Here is a 24000-nt window from a genome sequence, read left to right as displayed (position 1 = left end):
ACTAAATCCAATTAGTGTGAACACGCCCTAGAAATGAATATCCAATATTCCAGGTATTGTCATGACTAATCTGAGGCGGCTGGACCTGAACCTGCTGGTGACGCTGGATGTGCTGCTGTCCGAGCACAACGTGACCCGCGCGGCGCAGCGGCTGCACCTGTCACAGCCTTCGGTCAGCGTCCACCTGTCCAGGCTGCGTGATTACTTCGGCGACCCATTGCTGTTGCCGGGCCCGCGCGGCATGCGCCCCACCGCCAAGGCGGAATCGCTGCGCGAACCGTTGCGCGAAGCGCTGGGCGCGCTGGAGCACGCGGTCTCGTCTGATAGTCCGTTCGAACCCGCTGCCTCGACCCACACCTGGCGCGTGGCCGCGACCGACTACGGCGAATCGACCATCGTGCTGCCGGCGCTGCAGGCGCTGCGTATGGCGGCGCCCGGCGCGCGCCTGGCCGTGGTGGAGATGGTTCCGCCGTGAATCGCCCGGCAGGCCGAGCGTGCGGAACTGGACCTGGCCCTCCACACCACCGACGGCTCGCCGCCGGGCCTGCACCGGCGCGCGCTGTTTTCCGAACGCTATGTGCTGGTGGGCCGCGCCGGTCATCCGCGGCTGAAGCGGCGGCCCACGCTGGCGCAGTTCTGCGCGCTCGACCACGTGATCGTGTCGCCGGACGGCGGCGGCTTTTACGGCGTCACCGACGAGGCGCTGGCGCTGTCCGGCATGCAGCGGCGTGTCGTGCTGTCGGTGCCCCACTTCCTGTTTGTCACGTCGGCCGTCGCCAGCACCGATCTGGTGGCGATGCTGCCCGAGCGGTTGGTGCGCGGCGTGCCGGGACTGAAGGTGGTGGAACCGCCAGTCGAAGTGCCGGGCTATGAGATGTCGATGTTGTGGCCAGAGCGCGTGCATCGCGATCCGGCACACAGTTGGCTGCGTGAACTCATCGCCACATCGGTCTGAGCAGGGCTGCCTCGCACTTTTGCATACAAAACTGGAATACAATCAGCGCTTTCAACGCTGCGGCATGAAGGGTAACCCGGTGCCGCGCCAGTTTTGGAGGAGACCATGACGTATTCAGAAACGGGCCTGACTTCCCGCCACGTGGCCGCGCTCGCGCCGATCGAGGACTACCTGCAGGGCCATATCACCGGCAAGGCCGAATTCATGTACAAGGCGTTTGCCGCCGACGCGCGCATCGTCTCGTTCCGTGATGGCAAGCTGCATTCGATGACGGTCGAGGAGTTCACCTCGGCGCGCTGCCCCGGCCATCCCGCGGCGGACGAGGCGCAGCGCAAGCGCTTTATCACGCAGTTCGATGTGGTGGGCAATGCCGGCGTTGCCAAGGTCGTGCTGGAATACCCGGGCGTGACCTTCACCGACTATATGACGCTGCTGGAGATCGACGGCGTCTGGAAGATCGTCAACAAGACTTTCAGCGCCGCACCGCGCTGAAGATGGGATAGCCGCTGCAGCAAAGCGCCGCAGCGGTGCAGCCCAGGCCCACTTTGCGGCTGCAGGCAATCCTGCCTTTGACATCGGCCCGAAGAACATTGCCTTCATCCGCTCGCACCCGACCACGCGCGCCACTTCGGCGATCACGCAGTCGTTGAGTTGCGTTCAGCCCGGCAGCACCGCCGTCGCTTCGATCTCGAACAGCATATTGTCCAGCGCCAGCCGCGGCACCGGGATCAGCGTGCAGGCCGGCGTCGGCTTGTCGCCCCACATCTCGCGCAGCGCCGCGCCGAAGGTACGCAGGCGGTCGTGCGAGTGGTCGACCACCAGCACCGTGAGCTTAGCCACATCGCCCACGTCGGCGCCTGCCGCTTGCAGCGCGATGCGCAGGTTCTGCATGGCGCGCGCCACCTGGCGCGGAAAATCGAGCGGCAGGCAGCCTGCCGCGTCTTCGCCGCCCTGCCCCGCGATATAGACGATGCGGGCCGGGCCTTCCACCATGGCCACATGCGAATAGCCGTTGGGCCGCGGGTCGTACAGGCCCTCGGGATTGATGAGGCTCAGCGAGGGATTGGGGCGGGCGACCGGCATGGTCGGCATGGAAGGCAGCGCGGGCATCGAGGGTGAACGCAAGGATGAGGGCGAGAACGGGAACATGGTCATCAGCTCTGATATTGAGGCGTGGCGAACAGTGGAGTCGCAAGTATCAAACCTCAACCTAGCTTGAGGTCAAGCGCGGCCTTGGTGGTAGCATGGGCATTCCTCCGTTCCACAGGTGTCTTCCACTCCCGATGGCCTCCGCGAACAAGCCCCCCTCACCGCGCCGGCGCCGTGCCGCGCCTTCAGAAGAACTGCTCTCCGTCGGCGAAGTCGCCGCGCGCACGGGCATCGCCGTATCCGCCCTGCATTTCTATGAATCGCGTGGCCTGATCGCCAGCACCCGCAGCGGCGGCAACCAGCGCCGCTATGCGCGTGCCGTGCTGCGGCGCCTGGCCGTGATCCGCGTGGCGCAGCGCATGGGGTTGCCGCTGGCGGTGATCGCCGATGCCATGCAGAAGCTGCCGGACGGGCGTGCGCCCACCGCGGCCGACTGGCGCCGGCTGTCGGCGAGCTGGCGCGATGACCTGGATGAACGGATCCGGACGCTCACGCAATTGCGTGACCAGCTAGATGGGTGTATCGGGTGCGGGTGTCTGTCGTTGAAGGCGTGCCCGTTGCGGAACCCGCATGACGCGCTGGCCGGGGAAGGGCCGGGGCCGCATTTCCCGCCTACTGCAATGTCTGCAGGTAAGCCAGCAGATCGCTGATCTGCTTGTCGTCACTGAGCCCCCAGAAGCGCATCTTGGTGCCAGGCACGACCTTGCCGGGCGAATGGATGAAGGCACGCAGCGTGTCATGCGACCACACCACCTTTGAAGCGCGCATCGCCTCCGAATACTGGAAATCACTGGTGCCACCCGCGGCACGGCCGAAGATGCCGTTCAGCTGCGGGCCAAAGCCTGCGCGCGCGTTGCGGCCGACGTGATGGCACGAAGCGCAGCGCGTGGCGAACAACGCCTTGCCGGCCTGGATATCGGCGGCGGCAGTGGCTGCGGTGGGTATGGCGGTGAAGGCGGTCAGGGCCAGCAGGACAAAGGCGGTACGGCGCATGGAGCAGCTAAGGAAGGAAAGAGCTTCGGCAACGGGGTTGCATGATACAGGCGTAGCCAGGACGTCCCGGCCCTGCAGCGGGGTTACACCACGTCACACTTGCAACACTTCGCGCGCCCCATATTACAGGCCCGCCCCCTACAGTGAGCCCATGTCCAACGCCCCTTGGGAGGCAACCATGAAACGAATCATCGCAATGGCGGTAGCAGGTGGTGCAATGCTGGTGGCCAGCGCCGGGGCGTACGCCGGTGTGAATATCGATATCGGCATCGGCGTGCCGGGCGTGGTGGTGGCCCAGCCGGCGCCGGTCTATCGTCCAGCCCCGGTCTATGCCCCTGCGCCGGTGTATGCGCCGGCTCCGGTTGCCTATGCGCCCAGCCCGGTAGTGGTGGCACCGCGCCCCGTCGTGGTGGCACCGGTGCCGGTACGCTATGACTATGACCGCGGCTATCGCAGGGACTACCACCGTGGCTACTACCGGGAAGGCTACCGCGAAGGCTATCGGGACAACCGCCGCGACTGGCGCGAGCGCGAATGGGCACACCGTCATGGCGACAATGATGGCCACGGCCACGGGCGCCGCTGGGACTGACGGGTACTTATGGGGCGGGCGCCCGGCCACGGGTGCGGTGCCCGCCTGCAAGGATTCGCCAGTCAGGCTACCCTGTCGGCAATTTCCAGATCCGGGCCGGGGCCATGCCCCTGCCCACGCCAGGAGTAGCCATGCCCCAACCTATCAAGATCGACTTCGTCTCCGACATTGCCTGCCCCTGGTGCGCCATCGGCCTGTCTTCGCTGCAACTGGCGCTGCAGCGCCTTGGCGATGCGGTGGATGCCGAGATCGTCGTGCATCCGTTTGAACTCAACCCGGGGATGCGCCCGGAGGGCGAGGCGATCGTCGACTATCTCGGCAGGAAGTACGGGCGCACCCCGGCGCAGATCGCAGAGACCCAGGCCATGATCCGCGAGCGCGGCGCCGGCGTGGGCTTTCCGTTTGGCGAGCGCACCCATGTCTACAACACCTTCGATGCCCACCGACTGCTGCACTGGGCGGGCTTGGAAGGCAAGCAGCTGCCGCTGAAGCTGGCGCTGCTGCGCGCTTACCATGCCGACGGCAAGGACCCTAGCAATCACGAGGTGCTGGTCGAAACCGCGCAAGCCGTTGGCCTGGATGCCGCGGCGGCGCGCAAGGTGCTGGACAGCGATGACTATGCCGATGCGGTGCGCGCGGAAATCCAGGAGTACCAGCGCATGGGCATCCAGTCAGTCCCGTCCATCATCTTCAACAACCGCTACCTGGTTACCGGCGGGCAGCCGGTGGAGGCTTTCGAACAAGCGATCCGGGAAATCGTGTCCGAGGCGCAGCAGCAGCCCGCGAACGGGTGAACCAGCCTCGATCGCAGGGCGACACCTCAGTCGCCCTGCCGAAGTTCCTCCCGGGACTCAAGGCATGACCGGGGGATGGTAAGGCAGCGTCGTGGCGAACGCCCACAGCATCAGCAGCACCAGCGGCGTGTGCACCAGCAACTGCGTGAAGGTGAAGCCGACCACGTCCTTGGCCCGGATCCCCAGCACGCCGAGTAGCGGCAGCATCCAGAAGGGATTGATCAGGTTCGGCAGCGCCTCGGCCGCGTTGTAGACCTGTACCGCCCATCCCAGGTGGACCTGCAGTTCATTGGCGGCCTGCATCACGTACGGCGCCTCGATGATCCACTTGCCGCCGCCCGAGGGCACGAAGAACCCCAGCACGGCCGAATACACGCCCATGACCGCGGAGAACGATTCGGTGGTCGCCATCGAAACAAAGGCCGACGCGAGATGATGGGATAGCGTCGCACCGTCGACGCCGGTCGCCTTGGTCAGGATGAAGGCGATACCGCCATACAGCGGAAACTGGATCAGTACGCCCGAGGTCGACGGCACCGACCTGGCCACCGCGAGCAGGAAGCGCTTCGGGCGCCAGTTCAGCAACATGCCGAGCAGCAGGAACAGGAAGTTGTAGGTGTTCAGGTTGGAGATGGCGAGGATCGGGTCTTTTGCGGAAAACTCCTGGTAGAGCCAGCTTGCGCCCATCGCCACCAGCGCCAGCGTCAGTAGCGGGCTGTACTCCAGCCACTCGCCAGGGCGCGACGGCCGCGCGACGCCTTCGTCGGCATCGTTCAGGTCTACACCCATATCGGCCGCGGTGCGGGCCCGCTCCTCGGTGGGCGCAGAAAAATACGCGATCAGCAGTGACGCGACAATCAGCACGGCGGTCATCGCCATCGATTGCCACAGGAAGATCGTTTCAGCGAACGGGATCACTCCGGTAATATCCAGCAGCGACTTCGGCAGGCTGGCAGGATTTGCCTGTAGCTGCGCGGCCGAGGAACTGAGGCCTAGCGCCCACGTTGCGCCCATCCCCAGATAAGCCGCCGCGCTCGCCGCCCGATAATCCACGCGCAAGCCCCCACGCCGGGCAATCGCGCGCACCAGCAAGCCGCTGAAGATCAGGCTGATGGCCCAGTTGAACAGCGACGTCAGCAGGCTCACCAGCGCCACGAACGCGACCGTGCCGCGGGCCGTACGCGGCAGCGATGCCAGCCGCGCGATCAGCATCGACGCTGGCGGCGAGACCGCCACCACATAGCCGGCGATCGCCACCACGGCCATCTGCATCGTGAACGGGATCAGGCTCCAGAAGCCGTCACCGAATGCCTTCGCCACGGCCGGTGCCGGCGCCCCGACCAGCATGGCGCCGAGCGCCACCACCACGACGGCGATCGCGGCAAAGATGTAGGAATCCGGAAACCAGCGCTCTGACCAGTTCGTCACCCGTATGGCCAGGCTCTCCAGGCCGCCTTGCTGCGGCTTGCCGGCATCGGCAAATGCCATCCTCGTTGTCTCTTTCATGCTGAACTCCTTGGCAGTTTTCTTGATCGTTCTAGTTATTTGCCACGGCTTCGAAACACATCGCCGCGGCGGCAAGATCTTCCAGGGCGGTACCGACAGCCTTGAAGACCGTAATCTCATCGTCTGAAACTCTCCCTGCGTGCCGGGCCCGGCAGAGACCGGCAAGGTCGCTACGGATATCTTCCCGGGCGATCACGCCATTGCTGAGCGGAAACAGCAGGTCGCCGGCCTTGGTTGCCGCCTCGTCCGTATCGACAAATACAGAGGTGCCCGCAAAGCAAGCGTCATCGGTTTCACGCATCGCTGGCGTAAAGCCACCGATCAGGTCGACATGGGTGCCGGGACGAAGGTATTCGCGACGGATCAGCGGTTCGGTCGAAAGCGTCGCCGCGCTGATGACGTCCACGGCGCAGGTGTCCGTGTCGAGCCTGTCCACCACGTATGCGTCGAAGCCATCGCTGCAAAGCTGTTCGGCCAGCCGGCGGCCCTGGGCAGGGTTGATGTCCCACACCCCGACCCGCTCGATCTGCCGAACGCTGCGCCAGGCATACGGCACCAGGCTGGCCACCCGGCCGGCGCCCAGCAAAAGCATGGATCTGGCGTCCTTGCGGCTCAGGAAGGATGCGCCGAGCGCCGACGCGGCCGCGGTGCGCCGGGACGTGATCTCGTTGCCGTCGATCAGCGCCAGTGGCTCGCCGGTCTCCACGCTGTAGAGGATGTAGGTCGAGAACAGTCCCGGCAGCGAGCGCGCGGAGTTGCCGGGATAGATCGAGACGGTCTTGACGCCCAGGTATCCCTGCGACGGGCTCCAGGCCGGCATCAGCAGCAGCGTCCCCTGCTGGCCCTGCGCGGTCGTGACGGTATGGTTATGCCGTAGCGGCACCTCGCAGCCAGAGGCAAACGATTCTTTGAGTGCATCAACAAGCCGGTCAAAAGGGAGCGCCGCGCGGGCGCTCTCTGCATCGATATTCAGCATGGCGTTATCGGGTCAGAAGTAGAAAGGGAATCAGGCATCGATCACCAGGTCACTGGCCGGTACGGCCTGGCACGCGAGACAAATACCGGGGTCATCGGGTACCTCGCCTTGCAAGTGGTGCGCCGACCCGGAAACGATCCTGACGGCACAGCTTTCGCATTGCCCGACGCGGCACCCGCTGGGCAAGCGCACGCCACGCGCCTCGGCAAAGCCGAGCAGAGCGCCGTCCTCGGAACGCCATTGGTGAACGACTCCCGACTTGCGGAAATGCACCTGGAATGCCTGTCCGTGCTCGATCTTCGCGACAGCCGGAGAGCGAAAGATCTCCTTGTGGATATCGAAGTGCGGCACGCCTCTGGCGGCCATGCCCTCGGCGAAGGCAGTCATCATCGGGACCGGGCCGCACATGTAAATCAGCGGGCGCAAGGCGAGCAGCGCTTGCGGGACCGCGTCGGCGGATACGCGCCCATGCACGTGGAAGTCACGCCCCGCAATGTCCACGTCAGCCGGCGCATCGTAGTAATTGATCACGGACAGCGTGGGAATCGCCGCTTCCAGTTCGCGAATCCTGCGCTTGAAGGCGTGCGTCGCACCGTTCTGGTTGGCATAGAGCAGCAGGATCCTGGGCGGCTCCGCCTGGCCGGCCAATGACTCCAGCAAGTTGATGAAAGGCGTGATGCCGATGCCGCCGGCAAGCAGCACAAGGGGCCGCGCGGTACGGGTCGGCATGACAAAGGTGCCGCCGGGCGCGCGCAGTTCGACAACGTCGCCGACTGCGAGCTGTTGGTTGATGAACGATGAGGCGCGGCCGGACACCTGTTCACCATTGGCGAGCCGCGCCACCGCCTGTCGCACCGAGATCGAATAGCACTGGCGGTCAGCCATGACGGCGGGTCCGGTCAGCGAGTAGGACCGGATCACCTCCTGCCGCCCGCCGTCGATGAACAACCGGATGGTCGCGTGCTGGCCCGGCAGAAAGTCGGGCAGGCGGCCGCCATCGGTGGGTGCCATGTACACCGACGTGACATCGGCGGCTTCCTTGCGCAGCGCCACCACGCGGAAGGCGCGGAAGCCTTCCCACGGCCGGCGCCGGATATCGAAAGCGGTTTCGCGCTCGATGCTGCAGCGATAGGCGCGCAACGGCGACGAGCCGCTGACCGGATCCTGGCGCTGCGCGTCGATCAACCCGTTGAAGTTAACACTGTCCGCGCCACGCACGGCGAGTGGTGCTTGCCCCATCGCGTCGCAGCGTTGCCACCAGCCGTACTCGCCCACCAGCACGGCGGGATGCAGGCCCGGATCGATGCGTGCCGTAAACAGTGCACTGCCGCCCGGCGTCGAGACGCGCACGGGGTCGCCACCGCGGATGTCCCGTGCCGCGGCGGCTTCCCTGGAGATATCCAGCCGCGGCAGCATCGCCTTGCGCCGCAAAGACGCGACACCGCGCTGCTGGCTGTGGCAGTAGTAGCCATTCTTCGCTGACGTCAACACATAGGGGAACGCAGATTGCGCGGCATCTTCCTGTTCAACTGAAGCTTCCTGGTAGCCGGGCAAAGGTGAGTAGCCATGCGCGAGAAGCCGTTCGGAGTACAGCTCGACCAGGCCTGTCGGCGTATTGAAAGGCCTGGCGGATTTGTTCACGCGGTATTTCATCTCGGTGTCCTTGACTGGGATGCGAACCCCTTCTGGCTTGGCGCGTAGCGCTGCCACGGTCAGCCCCATCGGCGCGAGCATGTAGTTCCAGCCGGCTTCCAGGCTTGCGCCGAAGAATGCTTCCTGCAGCCCGATGCGCGCCGCCAGCGCAAACACAATCTCGTTGTCCGAACGCGCCTCGCCGCGCGGCGGGACCATGCGCTGACGCAGCTGCACCAACTGCTCAGCCTCGGCGGAAACCTCGAAGCCGATGCGCAGCCCCTCGCGTTCCCATGGCGTGCTCACGGGCAGCAGGATGTCCGCATACTTCGCGCTCGGGTTTTCAAAGAGATCGCAATGCACGTAGAACGGCAGCGCGCGCAGTGCCCGCTCCCCCATTGCCACATCCGGCTGCGAGAGCAGCGGATTCGTGCCGAACGCGATCAGCGTCGTCACCGCATAGGGCTTCTTGTCGGTGATGGCGCGGTACAGGTCGCGCGCGGTGATCCAGCCCTGCGCGGGCGGCCCCAGCGGGCGTTCGGACAACCCCAGGGCCTTGCGCCCCTGCTCCGGACTCAGCAGGTCCAGGCGGCTCACCGCATTGAACGGCGGCTTCTGGTAGATGCGGTTGCCACCGCGCCGGTCGAAGCTGCCCGTCAGCGCGTAGAGGCAGGCAATCGCACGCTCGGCCTGCGTGGCGCTCTCATGCTGGCCGACGCCGGACCAGGCGTGATAGGCAACGCGCCGTGCCATGCCGATCATGCTCGCGGCATGGCGGATATCGCCCTCCGGAATCCACGTCAGCCGGGCCGCGCGATCGGCGGGATAGCACGCGCATTCCGCCGCATAGAGCTCGAACGCCGGCTGGCACATCAGCGTGGACTGGCCATGGCGATCGCCAACGGTCACCTCAAAGGTTCCGCGCAGCGCAATGCGGCCGGAAACATGGCACTGGCCGCCCGCCGGCACGGCCATGCGCTGGTGAGCGTCCCAGACGACAAAGGCGTCTGTCTGCCCGATACCGATGTCGCGCCCGCGCAGGAAGGCGCCATTGTCCTTGCGTACCAGCAGCGGACCGTTGGTCCATTGCAGCACGAAATCGATATCGAAGGCATTGGCCTCGATCAGCAGGTTGGCCAATGCCATGGCGAGCGCGGCATCGCTGCCAGGTTTCACACGCAGCCATTGATCGGCTTCTTCCGCCAGCCCGGTCTGCCGCGGGTCGACCACGATCAGCCTGGCGCCGGCGGCCCGTCCGGCACCGATTGCCTCTGCCTGCGACAGCCACGTGTTGGCGGGATTGTGTCCCCACAGAAGAATCAGTTCGGCATTGCGGTAATCCGCCGTCGGCATCCCGCAGCCAAAGGTAAAGGCATGCGCGAAGTCCTTGTGCCAGTTGCAGATCTCGGTGGCGTAGCAGATGTTGGGGCTGCCGTAGAGGCGGACGAAACGCTCGATCCAGTCGATGCTGTCCGACAACGCCGTGCCACTGGGTGTGGTCACGGCGAAGGCAACCGACTCCGCACCCAGCGTGGTGCGCGCCTCGATCAGGCGCGCGGCGATCTGAGCGAGCGCCTCCTCCCATGAAATGCGCACCCACCCTGGATCCGCTGCGCCTTTTGGGTTCGTCCTGCGCATCGGGTGCAACACCCGCTCGGCGCTGTGCACGAGTTCGGGCGCTGCCTTTCCCTTGAGGCACATCGCCTTGCCCGTGGGGTGTTCGCCATCCGGGCGGACCGCAACGAGGGTGTCTCCGTTCACGACATTGATCGTTCCGCAGCGGGAACGACACAGCGTGCAAAACCCCTTCTTTTCGACTTCGCTCATCGCCACTTCCAGCAACTTGTATTCGTGCTGGATGCTAGCTAGCATGGGACGATATAGCTAATTCATAGTTCTGACATTGCAATATCGGAAAAATCGATGCTCCCAACCTTGAAACAGATACAGCACTTTGTGGCGATTGCTGAGACGGGCCAGGTATCGAGAGCGGCGCAACGCTGCAATGTTTCGCAATCGTCCATGACCGCCTCACTCAAGGGATTGGAAGACGTCGTAGGCGCCCCGCTGTTCTCCCGGCACGCAGCCGGCGTAAAGCTGACCGCGGCCGGCATCCGCTTCCTGCGGCATGCCCAGCAGATCGAGGCGGCGGTACGGGATGCCGTCAGCGCTGCGGCGGTGACCCCCAGCACGGTGACAGGCGCCATCCGCCTCGGAGTCACCGAAACCATCACGGCGTACGTGCTGCCCAAGCTGCTGCCGGCGCTTGAACAAAAGTTTCCGCTACTCGAGCTCGAAATCCTGGAAAGGCCTCGCGGCGATATCGAGGCCGATATCCAGGCCGGCAAGCTCGACCTGGCATTGCTGCTGGTTTCCAACCTGCCGCAGATGCATCACATCGGCTGCGAAACCCTGCTTCGATCGCCGCGGCAACTCTGGGGCCATCCTGATCATCCCCTGATGCAGCTCGAACAGATCAGCCTGACGGACGTGGCGCGGCACGACTACATACTGCTCGACATGGACGAGCATATTGCCACCGTGATCAAGTACTGGGGGCAGTATGGGCTCACGCCGAGCGTCCGCCTGCAAAGCTGCTCGATCGAAGCCGTCCGCAGCCTGGTAGCGGCGGGACGCGGCGTCTCCATCCTGTCCGACCTGGTCTACCGGCCTTGGTCACTGGAGGGCCAGCGCATCCTGCGCCGCGGCCTTTCCGACCGGGTCCCATCCATGGACGTCGGCCTGATCTGGAGACTCGATCCAGGACCCGACGAGCACACGCATGCGCTGCGGGAGTTCCTGAGGATCGCGCTGCTGGAGACCATGCGTTAGACGTGTTGGCAAAAAAAGCAGCCCGCCGCGTACCCCCGGCGGGCCAAGCACTGCTTCTCGTTAAACCGGACTTCAGCGCACCGCCGTCTTCATCCGCGCCGGCACCGCATCCACCGCCACCGGCGTACGATTCGCCAGCCCCAGCACCACCTGCCAGGCAAACGACACCGCGCCGACGATAAACACCACATCGCCGAAGGTGCGCACCCAGCGCAGGGTCTGCAGGATGGACTGCTGCATGAAGGCCTCGCTGCGCGCATACCAGGTGCCATGCTCGACGCTGGCCAGGAACTGGATGATGCCGATCGGCAGCAGGCTGGTGCCGATCATCAGCACCAGGCCTATGTTCAGGCCCCAGAAGGCGGTCTTCATCAGCGTTGGACTAAGCCGGTAGGCCGGGCGCACGTAGCGCAGCACCAGCAGCGTGAAGCCCAGGGCCAGGAACCCGTAGACCCCGAACAGCGCGGCATGGGCGTGCACTGGCGTGGTGTTCTGCCCCTGGATGTAGTACAGCGCGATCGGCGGGTTGATCATGAAGCCGAACACCCCGGCGCCCAGCATGTTCCAGAACGCCACCGCGACAAAGCACATCAGCGGCCACTTCAGGTCTGCCATCCACGGCGCGCGCCGCTTCAGGCTCCAGTTCTCCCAGGCCTCATGGCCCAGCACGATCAGCGGCACCACTTCCAGCGCGCTGAAGGCGGCGCCCACTGCCATCACCGGCGTGGTGGTGCCGGCAAAGTACAGGTGGTGGAAGGTGCCGGGAATGCCGCCCAGCATGAACAGCGAGGCCGAGGCCAGGCTGGCGGCCGTTGCCATCGGGCGCGACACCAGGCCCAGCGTGGAGAAGATGAAGGCCAGCGCGGTGGTGGCAAAGACTTCGAAGAAGCCTTCCACCCACAGGTGCACCACCCACCAGCGCCAGTACTCCATCACCGTCAGGCTGGTGCGTTCGCCGTAGGCCAGGCCGGCGCCGTAGAACAGGCCGATCGCCACCACCGACGAGGTCAGCAGCGCCAGCAGGTTGCGGTCGGTACCGCGCGCGCGCAGCGCCGGCAGGATGCCGCGCATCATCAGCACCAGCCAGATCAGGATGCCGGCAAACTTGCCGATCTGCCACAGGCGGCCCAGGTCGACATACTCATAGCCCTGGTGGCCCAGCCAGAAGTTCAGGTGCGCGGGCAGCTTCTGCGCGATCGCCAGGTAGTTGCCGGTGAACGAGCCCACCACCACGACCACCAGTGCCCAGAACAGGACGTCGACTCCCAGGCGCTGGTACTTCGGGTCCTTGCCGCCGTTGATCAGCGGCGCGAGGAACAGGCCCGCGGCCAGGAAGCCGGTGGCGATCCAGAACAGCGCGCTCTGGATATGCCAGGTGCGCACTAGTGCGTACGGGAACCACTGCGATACATCGATGCCGTAGAATTTCTGGCCTTCGACGGTGTAGTGCGCGGTAAAGCCGCCCAGCAACACCTGGAACACGAACAGCGCCACCACCAGGAACAGGTACTTGCCGAGCGCGCGCTGCGACGGCGTCAGTGCCACGGACAGCAGCGGGTCGCGTGCCGGCGCCTGCGGCGGCGCGTCTTCCTTGCCGCGCAGGAAGGCCCACGCCCACACCAGGAAGCCAACCCCGGCTAGCAGCACCACCACGCTGATCACCGACCACACCACGTTCTCGCTGGTGGGCTGGTTGCCGATCAGCGGCTCATGCGGCCAGTTGTTGGTGTAGGTGGCCTCGTGCCCCGGGCGCGCGGTCGATGCGGCCCACGCGGTCCAGAAGAAGAAGTGCGTCAGTTGTTCGCGGCGCTCGGCGCTGGGCAACGTGTTCTCCTTCATCGCGTAGTGCTCGCGCGTGGTGTGCAGCGCGGGCGCGTCGGAGAAGAGCTGGTCGTAGTAGGCGGATGTATTGGCAATGGCCTGCGCACGGCGCTTCGACACAGTCAGCACGTTGGTGGCCGGATCGGTGGCATTGCCGCGGTACTCGGTGCGCAGCTGCTCGCGCAGCGCGGCCTGCGCCGGCGCGTCGAGTTGCGTATAAGGCCGGCCGTAGGCGTCCTGCGCGGCCAGCTCCAGCCACGCGGTCAGTTCGCGGTGCAGCCAGTCGGCGGTCCAGTCCGGTGCCTGGTAGGCGCCGTGGCCCCAGATGGAGCCCAGCTGCATGCCGCCCACTGACTGCCAGGCGGTCTGGCCGTCCAGGATCTCTTCACCGGTGAAGAGCGTGCGGCCCTCGGTCGTGACGACCTTGGCCGGAATTGGCGGGGCCTGCCGGTACACCTCGACGCCGTAGTAGCCGAGCAGGGAGAACGTGACCGCCAGCACGGCGATCAGCAGGAACCAGAGTCTGCGGTATGAACCCATGATGCGAAGTCGTTGGTTATGGTGGCGGGCGGGCTCAGGCGTGCGTCGAGCAACCGCAGCCAGTGGCTTGCGCGGCGGCGGGCGCCGTGGCGATCTCGAACAGCACGTTGTTTTCCAGGTGGATGTGTTCCATCAGGTCTTCGCGCAGCGTGCGCAGGCCCAGGTAGAGCGCGCGCCAGGTATTGCAGGCCGCGCGCGGCAGCGTGATGTCGTTAGTCAGCGCCGCCAGCCGCTGCAAGGCCACGCCGTGGTCATCATGCTCGGCGCGCATCACCGTGATCGGCCGGCCCGCGGCGGCATGCAGGCCGCGCGACAACATCGGGAACAGCACCTGCTCTTCCTTCTGCATATGCGATTCCAGCTCGCCCAGCATCTCGCTCAGGTGGTCGGCCAGGCCAAGCGGGCAATCCGGCCGGTCGCCGTGGACCTGCTCGACGCGCCGTGCCAGGCGGATCAGCTCGGGCAACTGCTCGCGATGGCGCGCATGGAAGCGCGTGAGGATATGGTCGATCAGCTCGACCGGCGCCGCCGTGTGCCAGTCCTGCGCCGACGGCCCTTCGTCCTGCAGCGCGCGCAGCCGGGCGTCGATGGTGCCGACGGCAGCCGCATCGAGACCTTTTTGCTGCGCTGCGTCGCGCAGGGTCTGCTTGCCCCCGCAGCAGAAGTCCAGCCCATAGTCGTGGAAGATCCGGGTGGCACCAGGGATCAGGCGGGCCAGTTGGCCAAGCGAGTGGTCCTGCAAAGTCATGATGATTGCTCCGTGTGTAAGTTATGCCTGCATGACTTACGCGAGGAGCGTGCCTGAAAAAAACCTATCCGGATCAATGGGTTGAAACACTGATGGTGATTAATACCCTATACTTCTCGCGGTATTTATCACCCTGGCGGTATTTTTAACCATGCTACCGAGCGCGATGTATCCCGAATTGCTGGCCGACCTTGTCACCGACCTGCCGCACGCGGTGCGCCTGCAACGGCTGGTCAGCATGCTGCGCACCCATTTCCGCTGCGGCGCGGTGGCGCTGCTGCGGCTGGAGGAAGACCACCTGCGCCCCGTGGCGGTCGATGGCCTGGTGCGCGATGCGTTGGGCCGGCGCTTTGCGGTCGGCCTGCATCCACGCCTGGCCGCCATCCTGGCGCGCCGCGGTGTGACCTGCTTCCATCACGACAGCGTGCTGCCCGACCCGTACGACGGCCTGATCGACGAGCACGTCGGCGAGCCGCTGCCGGTGCACGACTGCATGGGCACCAGCCTGGCCGTGGACGGGCAGCCCTGGGGCGCGCTGACGCTGGATGCGCTGGCGATCGGCACCTTCGATGCCGCGGCCCAGGCCGAGTTGCAGCGGCTGACGGTGATCGTCGAAGCGGCCATCCGCACCACCCGGCTGGAAGGCGAGATCCGCGCGCTGCAGCTGGCACGCGGCACGCCCGATGCCGACGAAGCCACGGCCCAGCATGGCGACATCGGCGGCGAGATCATCGGCCAGAGCGAGGCCATCGCCAACCTGCTGCATGAGCTGGAAGTGGTGGCCGATACCGACCTGCCGGTGCTGCTGCTGGGCGAGACCGGCGTGGGCAAGGAGCTGTTCGCGCACCGCCTGCACCGCCAGTCGCGCCGGCGCGCGCAGCCGCTGGTGCATGTCAACTGCGCGGCGCTGCCAGAGTCGCTGGCTGAAAGCGAGCTGTTCGGCCACGCGCGCGGCGCGTTCTCGGGCGCGACCGGCGAGCGCCCGGGGCGCTTCGAGGCCGCCGACGGCGGCACCCTCTTCCTCGATGAAGTCGGCGAACTGCCACTGGCGATCCAGGCCAAGCTGCTGCGCACGCTGCAGAACGGCGAGATCCAGCGGCTGGGCTCGGACCGCCCGCGCCGCGTCAACGTGCGCGTGATTGCCGCCACCAACCGCAACCTGCGCGAGCATGTGCGCGACGGCTCGTTCCGCGCCGACCTGTACCACCGCCTGTCGGTCTACCCGATCCCGATCCCGCCGCTGCGCGAGCGCGGCAACGACGTGCTGCTGCTGGCCGGGCGCTTCCTGGAGCTGAACCGCGCGCGCCTGGGGCTGCGCAGCCTGCGGCTGTCAGGCGGTGCGCAGGATGCGCTGCGCAGCTACCGCTGGCCCGGCAACGTGCGCGAGCTGGAACACGTGATCAGCCGCGCGGCGCTGCGTGCCGTCAGCCGTGGCGCGGGCCGCAATGACATCGTGACGCTGGAGCCTGAACTGCTCGACCTCGACGGACTGGAAGTGCCCGCGGCACACCATGCCGGCGCCGGCATCGCCACCCAGTTTGCCGCCCCGGCGCTGGCCGCGGGCATCACCCTGCGCGACGCGGTCGATCAGACCCAGCGCGCCTGCATCGAACAGGCACTGAAGGACCAGGGTGGCAATTGGGCGCAGGCAGCGCGCCAGCTGGGAATCGATGCCAGCAACCTGCACAAGCTGGCCAAGCGGCTGGGGTGCAAGTGAATGACACAATCGGGTGCCAGGATGCCGACATGGCGATGCGCGCCGTTACCGCATAAGCTAGTCCGGGTGTACCGCCCGCATCGCGGCATCGCCGTGTGCAGCAACTGCCGCCCCGCTGCGTGCACGCCCACCACCGGAGATTCCCGTGATGATGACCGCAACGCAAGTCTTCTGGCCGCTAGGCTTCTGGCCGTTTCCCACCTTCTTCTCCGGCGCGCATCAGGTCGAGGCCATGCAGGCCGACCTGGCGGACAACTGGCGCCGCATGACCGAGCTCAACCTGGAGTTCGCCCGCTCCGTGTATGAAGAGTTGCAGTTCGATGCCATGGGCTCGATCCTCGCGCCGGAGCCAGAGGCCTTCTATGCGCGCGAGATTGCCTGCGAGCTGCCGCTGATCGGCGGCCCGCTGCACTATGCGTCGGCCATGCTGGAGCTGTACGCCCGGGCCCAGCAGAAGTGGATCGATGGCTGGGGCCACCTGCTGACGCGGGGCCTGATGCCTGACTGGCAAGGCATGCAAAAGGACGTCACCGACGTCCCCTTCTGGCTGGTCCGCGAAACCCCGCGGCAGGCATAACCCAGCCACCCCCGCCTTGCCCCGTCGCGGCGATCATCCCGATCTGTCCGCCCGACGCCAGGTAATGGGGCGCCCCGCGCCCCTTGCCTGCCACCTGTTGCATTGGCGCACCCACTGCCAAGCCAGCCGCGCAGCCCGGTATCATGCTGACTGACGAGATCGCGGATCGCCGGAACCAATGCCCGGGTCTCGGGACGCGCTCCGCCCTTAATGCCCTCATATTCCCTGGTTCTCCTGCTTACCGTCGCCGTGGTTGCCTGCATCGGCATGGCCATCGCCACCTGGCCGCGGCGCGACGATCCGACCGTCCAAGCGTTCCTGGTGCTGGCATTCGGCGCGGCGACCTGGAGCGGCGGCCGCCTGCTCGAGATCAGCTCCACGGACCTGGCGGGGCGCATCCTGTGGGCCAAGATCCAGTACATCGGGATCGTCGCCGTGCCGATCGGCTGGCTGGTGGCGATGGTGCACCTGAGCCGCCCGCGCTATGTGGTGCCCTGGTCCAGGCTGTGGCTGCCCGTGCTGGTGGCCGTGGTCACCGTGGTGATGGTCTTCACCAACGAGCGCCACCGGCTGATCTGGCCGCGCATCACGCTGATGCCTCCCGGCGTATTGCCCGGCGCGGTGTTCGACCATGGCATCGGCTATGCCGTGGTGGCCGTCTGGTCGTACCTGCTGCTGGGGGTGAGCCTGTATTTCCTGGTCACGGCCGAAGTGCCCAATGGGGCCTTGTCGCGGCGGGGCCGCGCCATCCTGGCGTCGGGACTGGCCCTGCCCCTGGTTGCCAATGTCGCCTACCTCAACCGCTGGACCGGGCCGCTGGGCGGGGACCTGACGCCGGCGACGTTCTCACTGATGGCGGTGCTGGTCTGGTTCTGCGCGCTGCGCACGCACCTTGACGATATCGGCCACTACGCCCGCCTGCGGGTGTTCGATGCCCTCAGCGAAGGCTGCGTGATCGTCGACAGCCATGGTGTCATCGTCGAATTCAATCCGGCCGCGGCGCAGCTCTGGCCGGCCCTGCGCCGCGGCGACCCCCTGCCCTCCGGCTGGGAAGCCGCGCTGCAGCACTCGCCTGCCGACACTGCCAGCCTCGCGGCCACGCCTTTCGTGCCGCCGGGCGCGCCCTTCGAGCTCACAGTGGAAGGGGTCGCCCGCCTGGATGGCAGGCAGATCGGCAGCCTGCTGTTCCTGCGCGACATCAGCCGCTTCCAGTCGCGTGAGCTGGCCCTGACCGCGCGGCTCGGCCAGACCGAAGAGCAGTTGTGGCAGGTGCAGGCCGACCTGGACATCGACGCCCTGACCGGCATCCGCAACCGGCGCTACTTCCAGCGCGAGTCGATCGCGGCCGTGACGCGGGCGTGCGAGCGCAGCCAGGCGCTGGGCCTGCTGATCCTGGATGTGGACCAGTTCAAGCAATACAACGACCTGCATGGCCACGTGGCCGGCGACGACTGCCTGCGGCAGATCGCCGGCGCCCTGGCCCGCACGCTGTCCGGCGAGCAGTTCTGCGCCCGGCTGGGCGGCGAGGAATTCGCGGCGGTGCTGCCCGGCGCCACGCGCGACGAGACCCGTGACGTGGCGCGCCGCATGGTGGCCGTTGTGCGCGATCTCGGCATCGCGCACAACGGCACGCCGGTGCAGCCGGTGGTCACCATCAGCGTGGGCGCGGTCTGCGCCGTGCCGCAAGCGCCGCGGCTGGAGCCGCTGCTGCACCGCGCCGACAGCGCGATGTACCGGGCCAAGCGCGCGGGACGCAACCGCTTCATGCTGGACGGCGACGCCTGAGCGGCACGGCTACGACGCCGCACCGGCCCGCCCCACGGTGGCCCCGTGCAAGGCCACCAGCCGCGCCGCGGCCTGGCTGACCCATGCGGGCCGCGGCGCGGCGTCGAGCCAGTACTTGACCTCCAGGCCCAGCGCGGTATCGCCGCTGATCACCAGCCGGCGCTGGAAGAACAGCGTGTCGGTGTCGGCCTCGCCGCCCAGCAGGCGCAGGTAGTCGACCGCGCAGGCGCGCAGCGTCAGCTCAGGTTCGGCGTCCGACGCCGCGGCACGAAAGCGTCCACCTTCGCAGCGGAACGGCACGGTCAGCCCGAGGTCCTGCACCGTCAGCAGGAAGGCATGCCCATCCAAGGCGGCTGGCGGCTCCAGCCATCCCGCTCGGCGCGCCAGTTCCAGCGCCGCCACCAGCGGCAGCGCCCGGGCACGGGCGGGCATGCGCCGGTGCACGCCCGCGATCAGCTTGTGCAGCGCGCTCATGCCCGGGCCTCCCAGGCGATTCCCGCGCTGCCGTGCCAGTAGCCGTTGCAGGGCTGGGCGCCGGTCGGCGTGATGCCGCTGGCAGCGGGTGCCTGTTCACCAGCACGAATCGCCGCGAGCTGTTGCACCACCTGCAGCGTGCCGGATGAATGCGGGCTCACGCGCAGCATCCCCACCCCCATCCGCGCCATCGCCAACGCCTCTGCGCACAGGTCCAGGCAGGTGGCGCTCTGCGTCTGCACGCCGTTGAGCGTGAAGAACGCCTGCCCCTCGCCGGTGGCGGCCACCAGGCCGTCGGGATAATCCATGCAGCGGAACTCGCAACTGTCCTTGCGCAGGCGATGGTGGCGCGCCGTAAAGCAGCGCGCCGAGAACGCCAGCGGCAGGCGGCCCCAGACAAAGGCTTCCAGGCGCATGCCGGTGGGGCGCGCCGCTGCCAGCGCGGCCAGTGTGCCGCCATCCATCTCCACCGGCACGACGCAGCCGGCCGCGCCCAGCCCGGCCAGCCACGCCAGCGTATCGGCGTGATAGACATTGAGGTGGGGGCCGCCGACAAAGGGCCGCCCCTGCATGCAGCGCACCGCGCCCAGATCGTTGGCCTCGACCAGGTAGTCGTCCTGCGCGCAGGCGCGGCGCATCCAGGCGATGTCGGTGTCGGACTCCACCAGCACCGGCGTCGACAGCACCACCTCCTTGCCGGCATCGCGCAGCATTTGCGCAATCTCCAGCCATTGCGCATGGCGGACTTCATGGCGGCGCGTGCAGACGGTCTCGCCGAGGTAGACGCGGTCGACCGGCGCATCGGCGACCGACGCATAGAACTGCATCACGGCCTCGCGCGGCCAGTAGTACAGCAGCGGGCCCAGGGCGATGCCGAAGTCGGGCATCGCTACGGTTTGCGGCATCGCGGCCGCGGCAATCTCTGGCATGGGAAGCTCCGTCATGGCCGGTTCAAGGCAGATCGATGTCATGGGTGTCTCACCGCCACGGCCGGTCGTAGGCGCCTTGCGTGACCTGGTCGCCTTCGGCATGGCGCCCGAGCGTGCTCTGCCACTCTTGCCGCGGCACGAAACGCGCCGGATCGGCGCAGGCCGCGTCGATGGCCGCGCGCAGCACGCCGACCACATCGCCCACATAGCGCGGGCTGCGCTGCCGGCCTTCGATCTTGACGGCAGCGATGCCCATGTCGATCAGCGCCGGCAGCAGCGACAGCGCATTGAGGCTGGTGGGCTCTTCCAGCACGTAGCCGCGCTCGCCCTCCACCTCGAAGCGGCCCTTGCACAGCGTGGGATAGCCGGCCGGCTCGCCCGGCGCATAGCTGTCGATCAGGATGCCCGACAGCCGCGCCTGCATGGTCCCGTCCTGCTCGGTCCAGCGCACCGCGTGCGCGGGCGAGCAAACGCCCTTGTTGTTGGGCGAGTCGCCGGTGGCGTAGGACGACAGCAGGCAGCGCCCCTCGGCCATCACGCACAGGCTGCCGAAGCCGAACACCTCCAGCTCCACGCTGGTCTGGCGCGCCAGCTTGCCGATCTGCGCCAGCGACAGCACGCGCGGCAGCACCACGCGGCGGATATGGAAGCGTTCGCGCATCAGCTCGATGGCGTCGGCGTGCGTGGCCGAGCCCTGCACCGACAGGTGCAGCCGCAACCCCGGATGGCGCTCGCAGGCATAGCCCATCAGGCCGGCGTCGGCCATGATGACCGCGTCGGCGCCGAGGTCCGCCGCCGCATCGACCGCGCGCTGCCATTGGGCCACCGCGCCCATCTGGGCAAAGGTGTTGATGGCGAACAGCACCTCGGCGCCGCGCGCGTGGGCTTCGGCCACGCCGGTGCGGATGTCGGCCTCGGTAAAGTTCAGGCCGCCGAAGTTGCGCGCGTTGGTGGCATCGCGCAGGCCCAGGTAGACCGCGTCAGCGCCGTGCTGCAGCGCCATGCGCAGGGCCGCCAGCGAACCGGCGGGCGCAACAAGCTGGGGCCGGCGCGGCACGCTCGCCGCGGCGGATGGGGCTGGGGAGGCAGGGGTCATCGGTGATGGCGCCGCCGGCGGCGCGAAGATGAAGACAGCGGCCGATGCTAGCCAAGCGCTTGCAGCAGGGGCTTGACCGCGCGCAAACCCACGCCAACGGCACACCGCCCGCGTTGGCCTATGCCGGTCGGCGTAGGCCGATGGCAGGCCACCACCGCGCGCTTGACCTGCAGCAAACGCCGGCCCGTGCCGCTGTGCCACGCTTGCCCGGTCATCCCCGCGGCTGGCCGCACGCCGGCCCCGCGCCCATCCTCTCCCGGAGACGTATTTATGAATCAACCCTGGCTCAAGCTGGCCGGCCGCCGCCTGCTGCCCATCGTGCAGGGCGGCATGGGCATCGGCATCTCGGCCCACCGGCTGGCCGGCGCGGTCGCGCGCGAGAACGGCGTCGGCACCATCGCCAGCATCGACCTGCGCCACCACCACCCCGACCTGATGGAACGCACCCGCGGCAGCCGTGACAAGCCCGCCATCGAAGCCGCCAACCTCGAAGCGCTGGATCGCGAGATCCGTGCCGCGCGCACGGCGTCCGAGGGCCGCGGGCTGATCGCCGTCAACGTGATGAAGGCGGTGGGCTCGCACGCCGCGCTGGTGCGGCAATCCTGCGAAAGCGGCGCCGATGCCATCGTCATGGGCGCCGGCCTGCCGCTGGACCTGCCCGAACTGACCGCCAGCCACCCCAGGGTGGCGCTGATCCCGATCCTGTCCGAGGCACGCGGCATCGGCCTGGTGCTGCGCCGCTGGATGAAGAAGGGCCGGCTGCCCGATGCCATCGTGGTCGAGCACCCGGCGCATGCCGGCGGCCACCTGGGCGCGGCCACCATCCAGGACTTGTCGGAGCCGCGTTTCTCGTTTTCGCGCGTGCTGGCCGAATGCCGCGAGCTGTTTGCGCAGCTGGGACTGGCCTGGGACAGCATTCCGCTGATCCTGGCCGGCGGCATCGACAGCCATGCCAAGGTGCGCCACTGGCTGGGCGAAGGCGCCGCCGCGGTGCAGCTGGGCACGGCCTTCGCCGTGACCGAGGAATGCGATGCCCACCCGGCCTTCAAGCAGGTGCTGGCCACGGCGCGGCCCGAGACCCTGCGCGAGTTCACCAGCGTGGCCGGGCTGCCCGCGCGCGCGGTGCTGACGCCGTGGCTGTCGCGCTACCTGTCGAGCGAGTCGCGGCTGCAGCGCCGCGCCAGGCCGCGTGAATGCCTGGAGGGCTTCGACTGCCTGCAGGCGTGCGGGCTGCGCGACGGCATTGCCCGCATCGGCCAGTTCTGCATCGACCTGAAGCTGGCGCAGGCCGTGCGCGGCGACGTGGAGCGCGGCCTGTTCTTTCGCGGCCGCGGTGCGCTGCCCTTCGGCGAGGCCATTCGGCCGGTGGCGGAGCTGATGCACTACCTGCTGACCGGGGAAAAGCCTGCCGGGCTGACCCAAGCCCCGACACCAGCCTGACGCATGCCGGTTATGCGCGCCGTAGCCAACGCCGCGCGAACAAGGCTCCCCTCGCCCGCTTGCGGGAGAGGGGAGCAAACCAGCAGCGGGCAGACTTTGTCAGCAATCTGAGCGCGGCGGTAATCCGCCGCGCTTCTTCATCGCCCGCATGCATCGCAACGCTCCCAGCAGCTGCAACCCCAGCCACGCATTGGCGCCCGCCAGCAGCACGCCGCCAGCGCGGGCCAGCGGCGCCGGCGCCAGCGGCACCGCCAGCAACAGCGCATAGGCCGCCAGCAGCAGCCATGCCTGCCGCCGTTGCCGTCCCGGCACGATGATGGCCTGCATGGCCGGCACCCGCGCGCGCGGCGGCAGCAGCCGGCGCAGGTGCAGCCAGGCCAGGAACGGCACGATCTTGCCGAGCATGGCCGTGACCGGCAGCACGCCCACGCCGACCAGCGTCATGGTGNGCGTCGGGGTGCCGGCCCACCATGCCAGCGGCAGGCCCGCGGCGGGCAGCACGACTGCCGCCGCCCCCAGCAGCGCCGCGCCCGCCATGCTGGCGCATGCCACCGGCCAGAGCAGCCACAGCGGATCATGGCGCCGCCGCGCGCGCATCGTGCCGGCCAGCCCGCATGCGCCCACCACCGCCACGAACGCCAGCCACGCGAGCAGCACGCCATGCGCCAGTGCCCGGTGACCCGGCCACAGCATTGCCGCGGCGCTGAACAGCGCCAGCGGCAACCAGTGCGCCATGGGCAGCCAGCGCCCGATCGCCGCCGGCAGGCGCGGCGCCTGCCAGAACATCGGCAGCACGGTGGTGGCCACGCCGGTCACCAGCGCGGCCAGCCAGCCGCCCAGCGCCCACGCCATATGCAGGCCAAGCCAGCGCGCCACCGGCACGCGCCACCAGCCGCCGAAGGCGCCGGCCAGCACCATGCCGCACAGCACCGCGACCATCAGCGGCGCGCCGATGCCGGCAAGGGTGCGCGTGGTGGCATCCACTGCGGCCACGCGCCGGCCCGCAGCCAGCAGGATGGCCCCGGCCAGCAATAGGATCACGGCCACGGCCGCAGCCGCCTGCATCGCCACAGGCTCGCCGCCGAGCAGGCCGATGCCCAGGGCGATGGCCACGCCTGCGCCGGCCGCGGCCATGAACGGCGCAAGCAGCCCCGCACCCGGCACGGCCACGCCGGCCACCACCGGCATCATCTGGAACAGCGCGCCCACCATGACTGGCAGCAGCATGCCCAGCGCCAGCACATGCACCGCCACCAGCGCCAGTGGCGCAAAGCGGTCCGGCAAGCCGCCGGGCGGACCGGCGGCAAGCAAGACGCCCGCCGCGGCGCCAAGCCACGGCGCCGGCATCAGGCAGCCGAACACCACGGCCAGGCGCGGGGCGCGTTCATAGTCGAAACTGGCTGCCTTCACGCGTTGCTTCTCCCCATCAATGTTGGGACCCGAT

The 24000-nt window shown here is 67.7% G+C and carries 20 protein-coding genes and 1 pseudogene; 10 read left to right on the top strand and 11 right to left on the bottom strand.

Going from position 1 to position 24000, the window contains the following annotated elements; genetic code table 11:
• The first annotated feature begins 61 nt into the window (after positions 1 to 61).
• A pseudogene (locus CF68_RS29965) lies at positions 62 to 955 on the top strand (LysR family transcriptional regulator).
• Positions 956 to 1060: 105 nt separating this feature from the next.
• On the top strand, positions 1061 to 1447 hold the full coding sequence (locus CF68_RS29960) for a nuclear transport factor 2 family protein (RefSeq protein WP_035826125.1): 387 nt from the start codon (positions 1061 to 1063) through the stop codon (positions 1445 to 1447).
• A 165-nt stretch (positions 1448 to 1612) separates the two neighbouring features.
• Here CF68_RS29960 and CF68_RS29955 read toward each other — a convergent pair whose 3' ends face one another.
• Positions 1613 to 2065 carry a RidA family protein gene (locus CF68_RS29955; protein WP_010810824.1) on the bottom strand — a complete coding sequence of 151 codons (453 nt, stop codon included), beginning with the start codon at positions 2063 to 2065 and terminating at the stop codon, positions 1613 to 1615.
• 173 nt (positions 2066 to 2238) lie between these two features.
• Between CF68_RS29955 and soxR the strand changes: the two genes are divergently transcribed.
• Positions 2239 to 2754 carry a redox-sensitive transcriptional activator SoxR gene (gene soxR / locus CF68_RS29950; protein WP_010810823.1) on the top strand — a complete coding sequence of 172 codons (516 nt, stop codon included), beginning with the start codon at positions 2239 to 2241 and terminating at the stop codon, positions 2752 to 2754.
• Here soxR and CF68_RS29945 read toward each other — a convergent pair.
• Positions 2717 to 3097, bottom strand: coding sequence for a cytochrome c family protein (locus CF68_RS29945; RefSeq protein ID WP_035826121.1), 381 nt, complete (start codon positions 3095 to 3097; stop codon positions 2717 to 2719). The two genes, soxR and CF68_RS29945, sit on opposite strands and share 38 nt — an antisense overlap.
• A gap of 178 nt (positions 3098 to 3275) precedes the next feature.
• On the opposite strand from CF68_RS29945, the gene CF68_RS29940 reads away from it, so the two are divergent.
• Positions 3276 to 3689 carry a hypothetical protein gene (locus CF68_RS29940; RefSeq protein ID WP_035826119.1) on the top strand — a complete coding sequence of 138 codons (414 nt, stop codon included), beginning with the start codon at positions 3276 to 3278 and terminating at the stop codon, positions 3687 to 3689.
• A 131-nt stretch (positions 3690 to 3820) separates the two neighbouring features.
• Positions 3821 to 4483, top strand: a complete 663-nt coding sequence (locus CF68_RS29935) for a DsbA family oxidoreductase (protein ID WP_035826116.1) — start codon at positions 3821 to 3823, stop codon at positions 4481 to 4483.
• A gap of 57 nt (positions 4484 to 4540) precedes the next feature.
• On the opposite strand, the gene CF68_RS29930 is transcribed toward CF68_RS29935, so the two are convergent.
• Genes CF68_RS29930 through CF68_RS29920 form a run of 3 tightly spaced genes read right to left on the bottom strand, consistent with a single transcriptional unit; the run spans position 4541 to position 10424 of the window.
• Positions 4541 to 5989, bottom strand: a complete 1449-nt coding sequence (locus CF68_RS29930; protein WP_035826113.1) for a short-chain fatty acid transporter — start codon at positions 5987 to 5989, stop codon at positions 4541 to 4543.
• 31 nt (positions 5990 to 6020) lie between these two features.
• A complete protein-coding gene (locus tag CF68_RS29925; RefSeq protein ID WP_035826109.1) occupies positions 6021 to 6965 on the bottom strand; it encodes an ornithine cyclodeaminase family protein in 945 nt (314 codons plus the stop codon).
• Positions 6966 to 6995: 30 nt separating this feature from the next.
• A complete protein-coding gene (locus tag CF68_RS29920; RefSeq protein WP_035826131.1) occupies positions 6996 to 10424 on the bottom strand; it encodes a molybdopterin-dependent oxidoreductase in 3429 nt (1142 codons plus the stop codon).
• A gap of 96 nt (positions 10425 to 10520) precedes the next feature.
• Between CF68_RS29920 and CF68_RS29915 the strand changes: the two genes are divergently transcribed.
• The gene (locus CF68_RS29915) at positions 10521 to 11429 is read left to right on the top strand and encodes a LysR family transcriptional regulator (protein WP_035826108.1); all 909 of its coding nucleotides are present in this window, start codon (positions 10521 to 10523) and stop codon (positions 11427 to 11429) included.
• 72 nt (positions 11430 to 11501) lie between these two features.
• Here the strand turns inward: CF68_RS29915 and CF68_RS29910 are convergent, their stop codons facing one another.
• Together CF68_RS29910 and ytfE are read right to left on the bottom strand one after the other, a co-directional pair.
• Positions 11502 to 13790, bottom strand: coding sequence for a nitric-oxide reductase large subunit (locus tag CF68_RS29910; protein WP_035826105.1), 2289 nt, complete (start codon positions 13788 to 13790; stop codon positions 11502 to 11504).
• 34 nt (positions 13791 to 13824) lie between these two features.
• On the bottom strand, positions 13825 to 14538 hold the full coding sequence (gene ytfE / locus CF68_RS29905) for an iron-sulfur cluster repair protein YtfE (protein WP_035826102.1): 714 nt from the start codon (positions 14536 to 14538) through the stop codon (positions 13825 to 13827).
• Between the two features lie 151 nt (positions 14539 to 14689).
• Between ytfE and norR the strand changes: the two genes are divergently transcribed.
• The 3 genes from norR (at position 14690) to CF68_RS29890 (ending at position 18617) form a co-directional block, all read left to right on the top strand.
• Positions 14690 to 16255, top strand: a complete 1566-nt coding sequence (gene norR / locus CF68_RS29900; protein WP_035826101.1) for a nitric oxide reductase transcriptional regulator NorR — start codon at positions 14690 to 14692, stop codon at positions 16253 to 16255.
• Positions 16256 to 16403: 148 nt separating this feature from the next.
• Positions 16404 to 16832, top strand: a complete 429-nt coding sequence (locus CF68_RS29895; protein ID WP_035826099.1) for a polyhydroxyalkanoate granule-associated phasin — start codon at positions 16404 to 16406, stop codon at positions 16830 to 16832.
• Positions 16833 to 17042: 210 nt separating this feature from the next.
• Positions 17043 to 18617: a histidine kinase N-terminal 7TM domain-containing protein gene (locus CF68_RS29890; RefSeq protein WP_035826096.1), complete on the top strand. Its 1575-nt coding sequence runs from the start codon at positions 17043 to 17045 to the stop codon at positions 18615 to 18617.
• 9 nt (positions 18618 to 18626) lie between these two features.
• Here the strand turns inward: CF68_RS29890 and CF68_RS29885 are convergent, their stop codons facing one another.
• The 3 genes from CF68_RS29885 to CF68_RS29875 are packed head-to-tail and all read right to left on the bottom strand — an operon-like array spanning position 18627 to position 21116.
• Positions 18627 to 19091, bottom strand: a complete 465-nt coding sequence (locus CF68_RS29885; protein WP_035826095.1) for an SCP2 domain-containing protein — start codon at positions 19089 to 19091, stop codon at positions 18627 to 18629.
• Complete coding sequence (locus CF68_RS29880; RefSeq protein WP_035826129.1) at positions 19088 to 20020, bottom strand: U32 family peptidase; 933 nt, start codon at positions 20018 to 20020, stop codon at positions 19088 to 19090. Before CF68_RS29880 ends, CF68_RS29885 begins: the two co-directional genes overlap by 4 nt.
• 49 nt (positions 20021 to 20069) lie before the next feature.
• Positions 20070 to 21116, bottom strand: coding sequence for a peptidase U32 family protein (locus tag CF68_RS29875; RefSeq protein ID WP_200872611.1), 1047 nt, complete (start codon positions 21114 to 21116; stop codon positions 20070 to 20072).
• 270 nt (positions 21117 to 21386) lie between these two features.
• Here CF68_RS29875 and CF68_RS29870 point away from each other — a divergent pair, with 270 nt between their 5' ends.
• A complete protein-coding gene (locus CF68_RS29870) occupies positions 21387 to 22556 on the top strand; it encodes a nitronate monooxygenase family protein (protein ID WP_035826093.1) in 1170 nt (389 codons plus the stop codon).
• A gap of 99 nt (positions 22557 to 22655) precedes the next feature.
• Here CF68_RS29870 and CF68_RS29865 read toward each other — a convergent pair whose 3' ends face one another.
• Positions 22656 to 23966, bottom strand: coding sequence for a hypothetical protein (locus CF68_RS29865; protein WP_035826091.1), 1311 nt, complete (start codon positions 23964 to 23966; stop codon positions 22656 to 22658).
• Positions 23967 to 24000 lie beyond the last annotated feature (34 nt).

Origin of the sequence: Cupriavidus sp. SK-4, assembly GCF_000611125.1 — a bacterium.
Taxonomy (GTDB): domain Bacteria; phylum Pseudomonadota; class Gammaproteobacteria; order Burkholderiales; family Burkholderiaceae; genus Cupriavidus; species Cupriavidus necator.
Note: the sequence above shows the minus strand (reverse complement) of the source record. Positions and strands in the feature narration are given on the sequence as shown.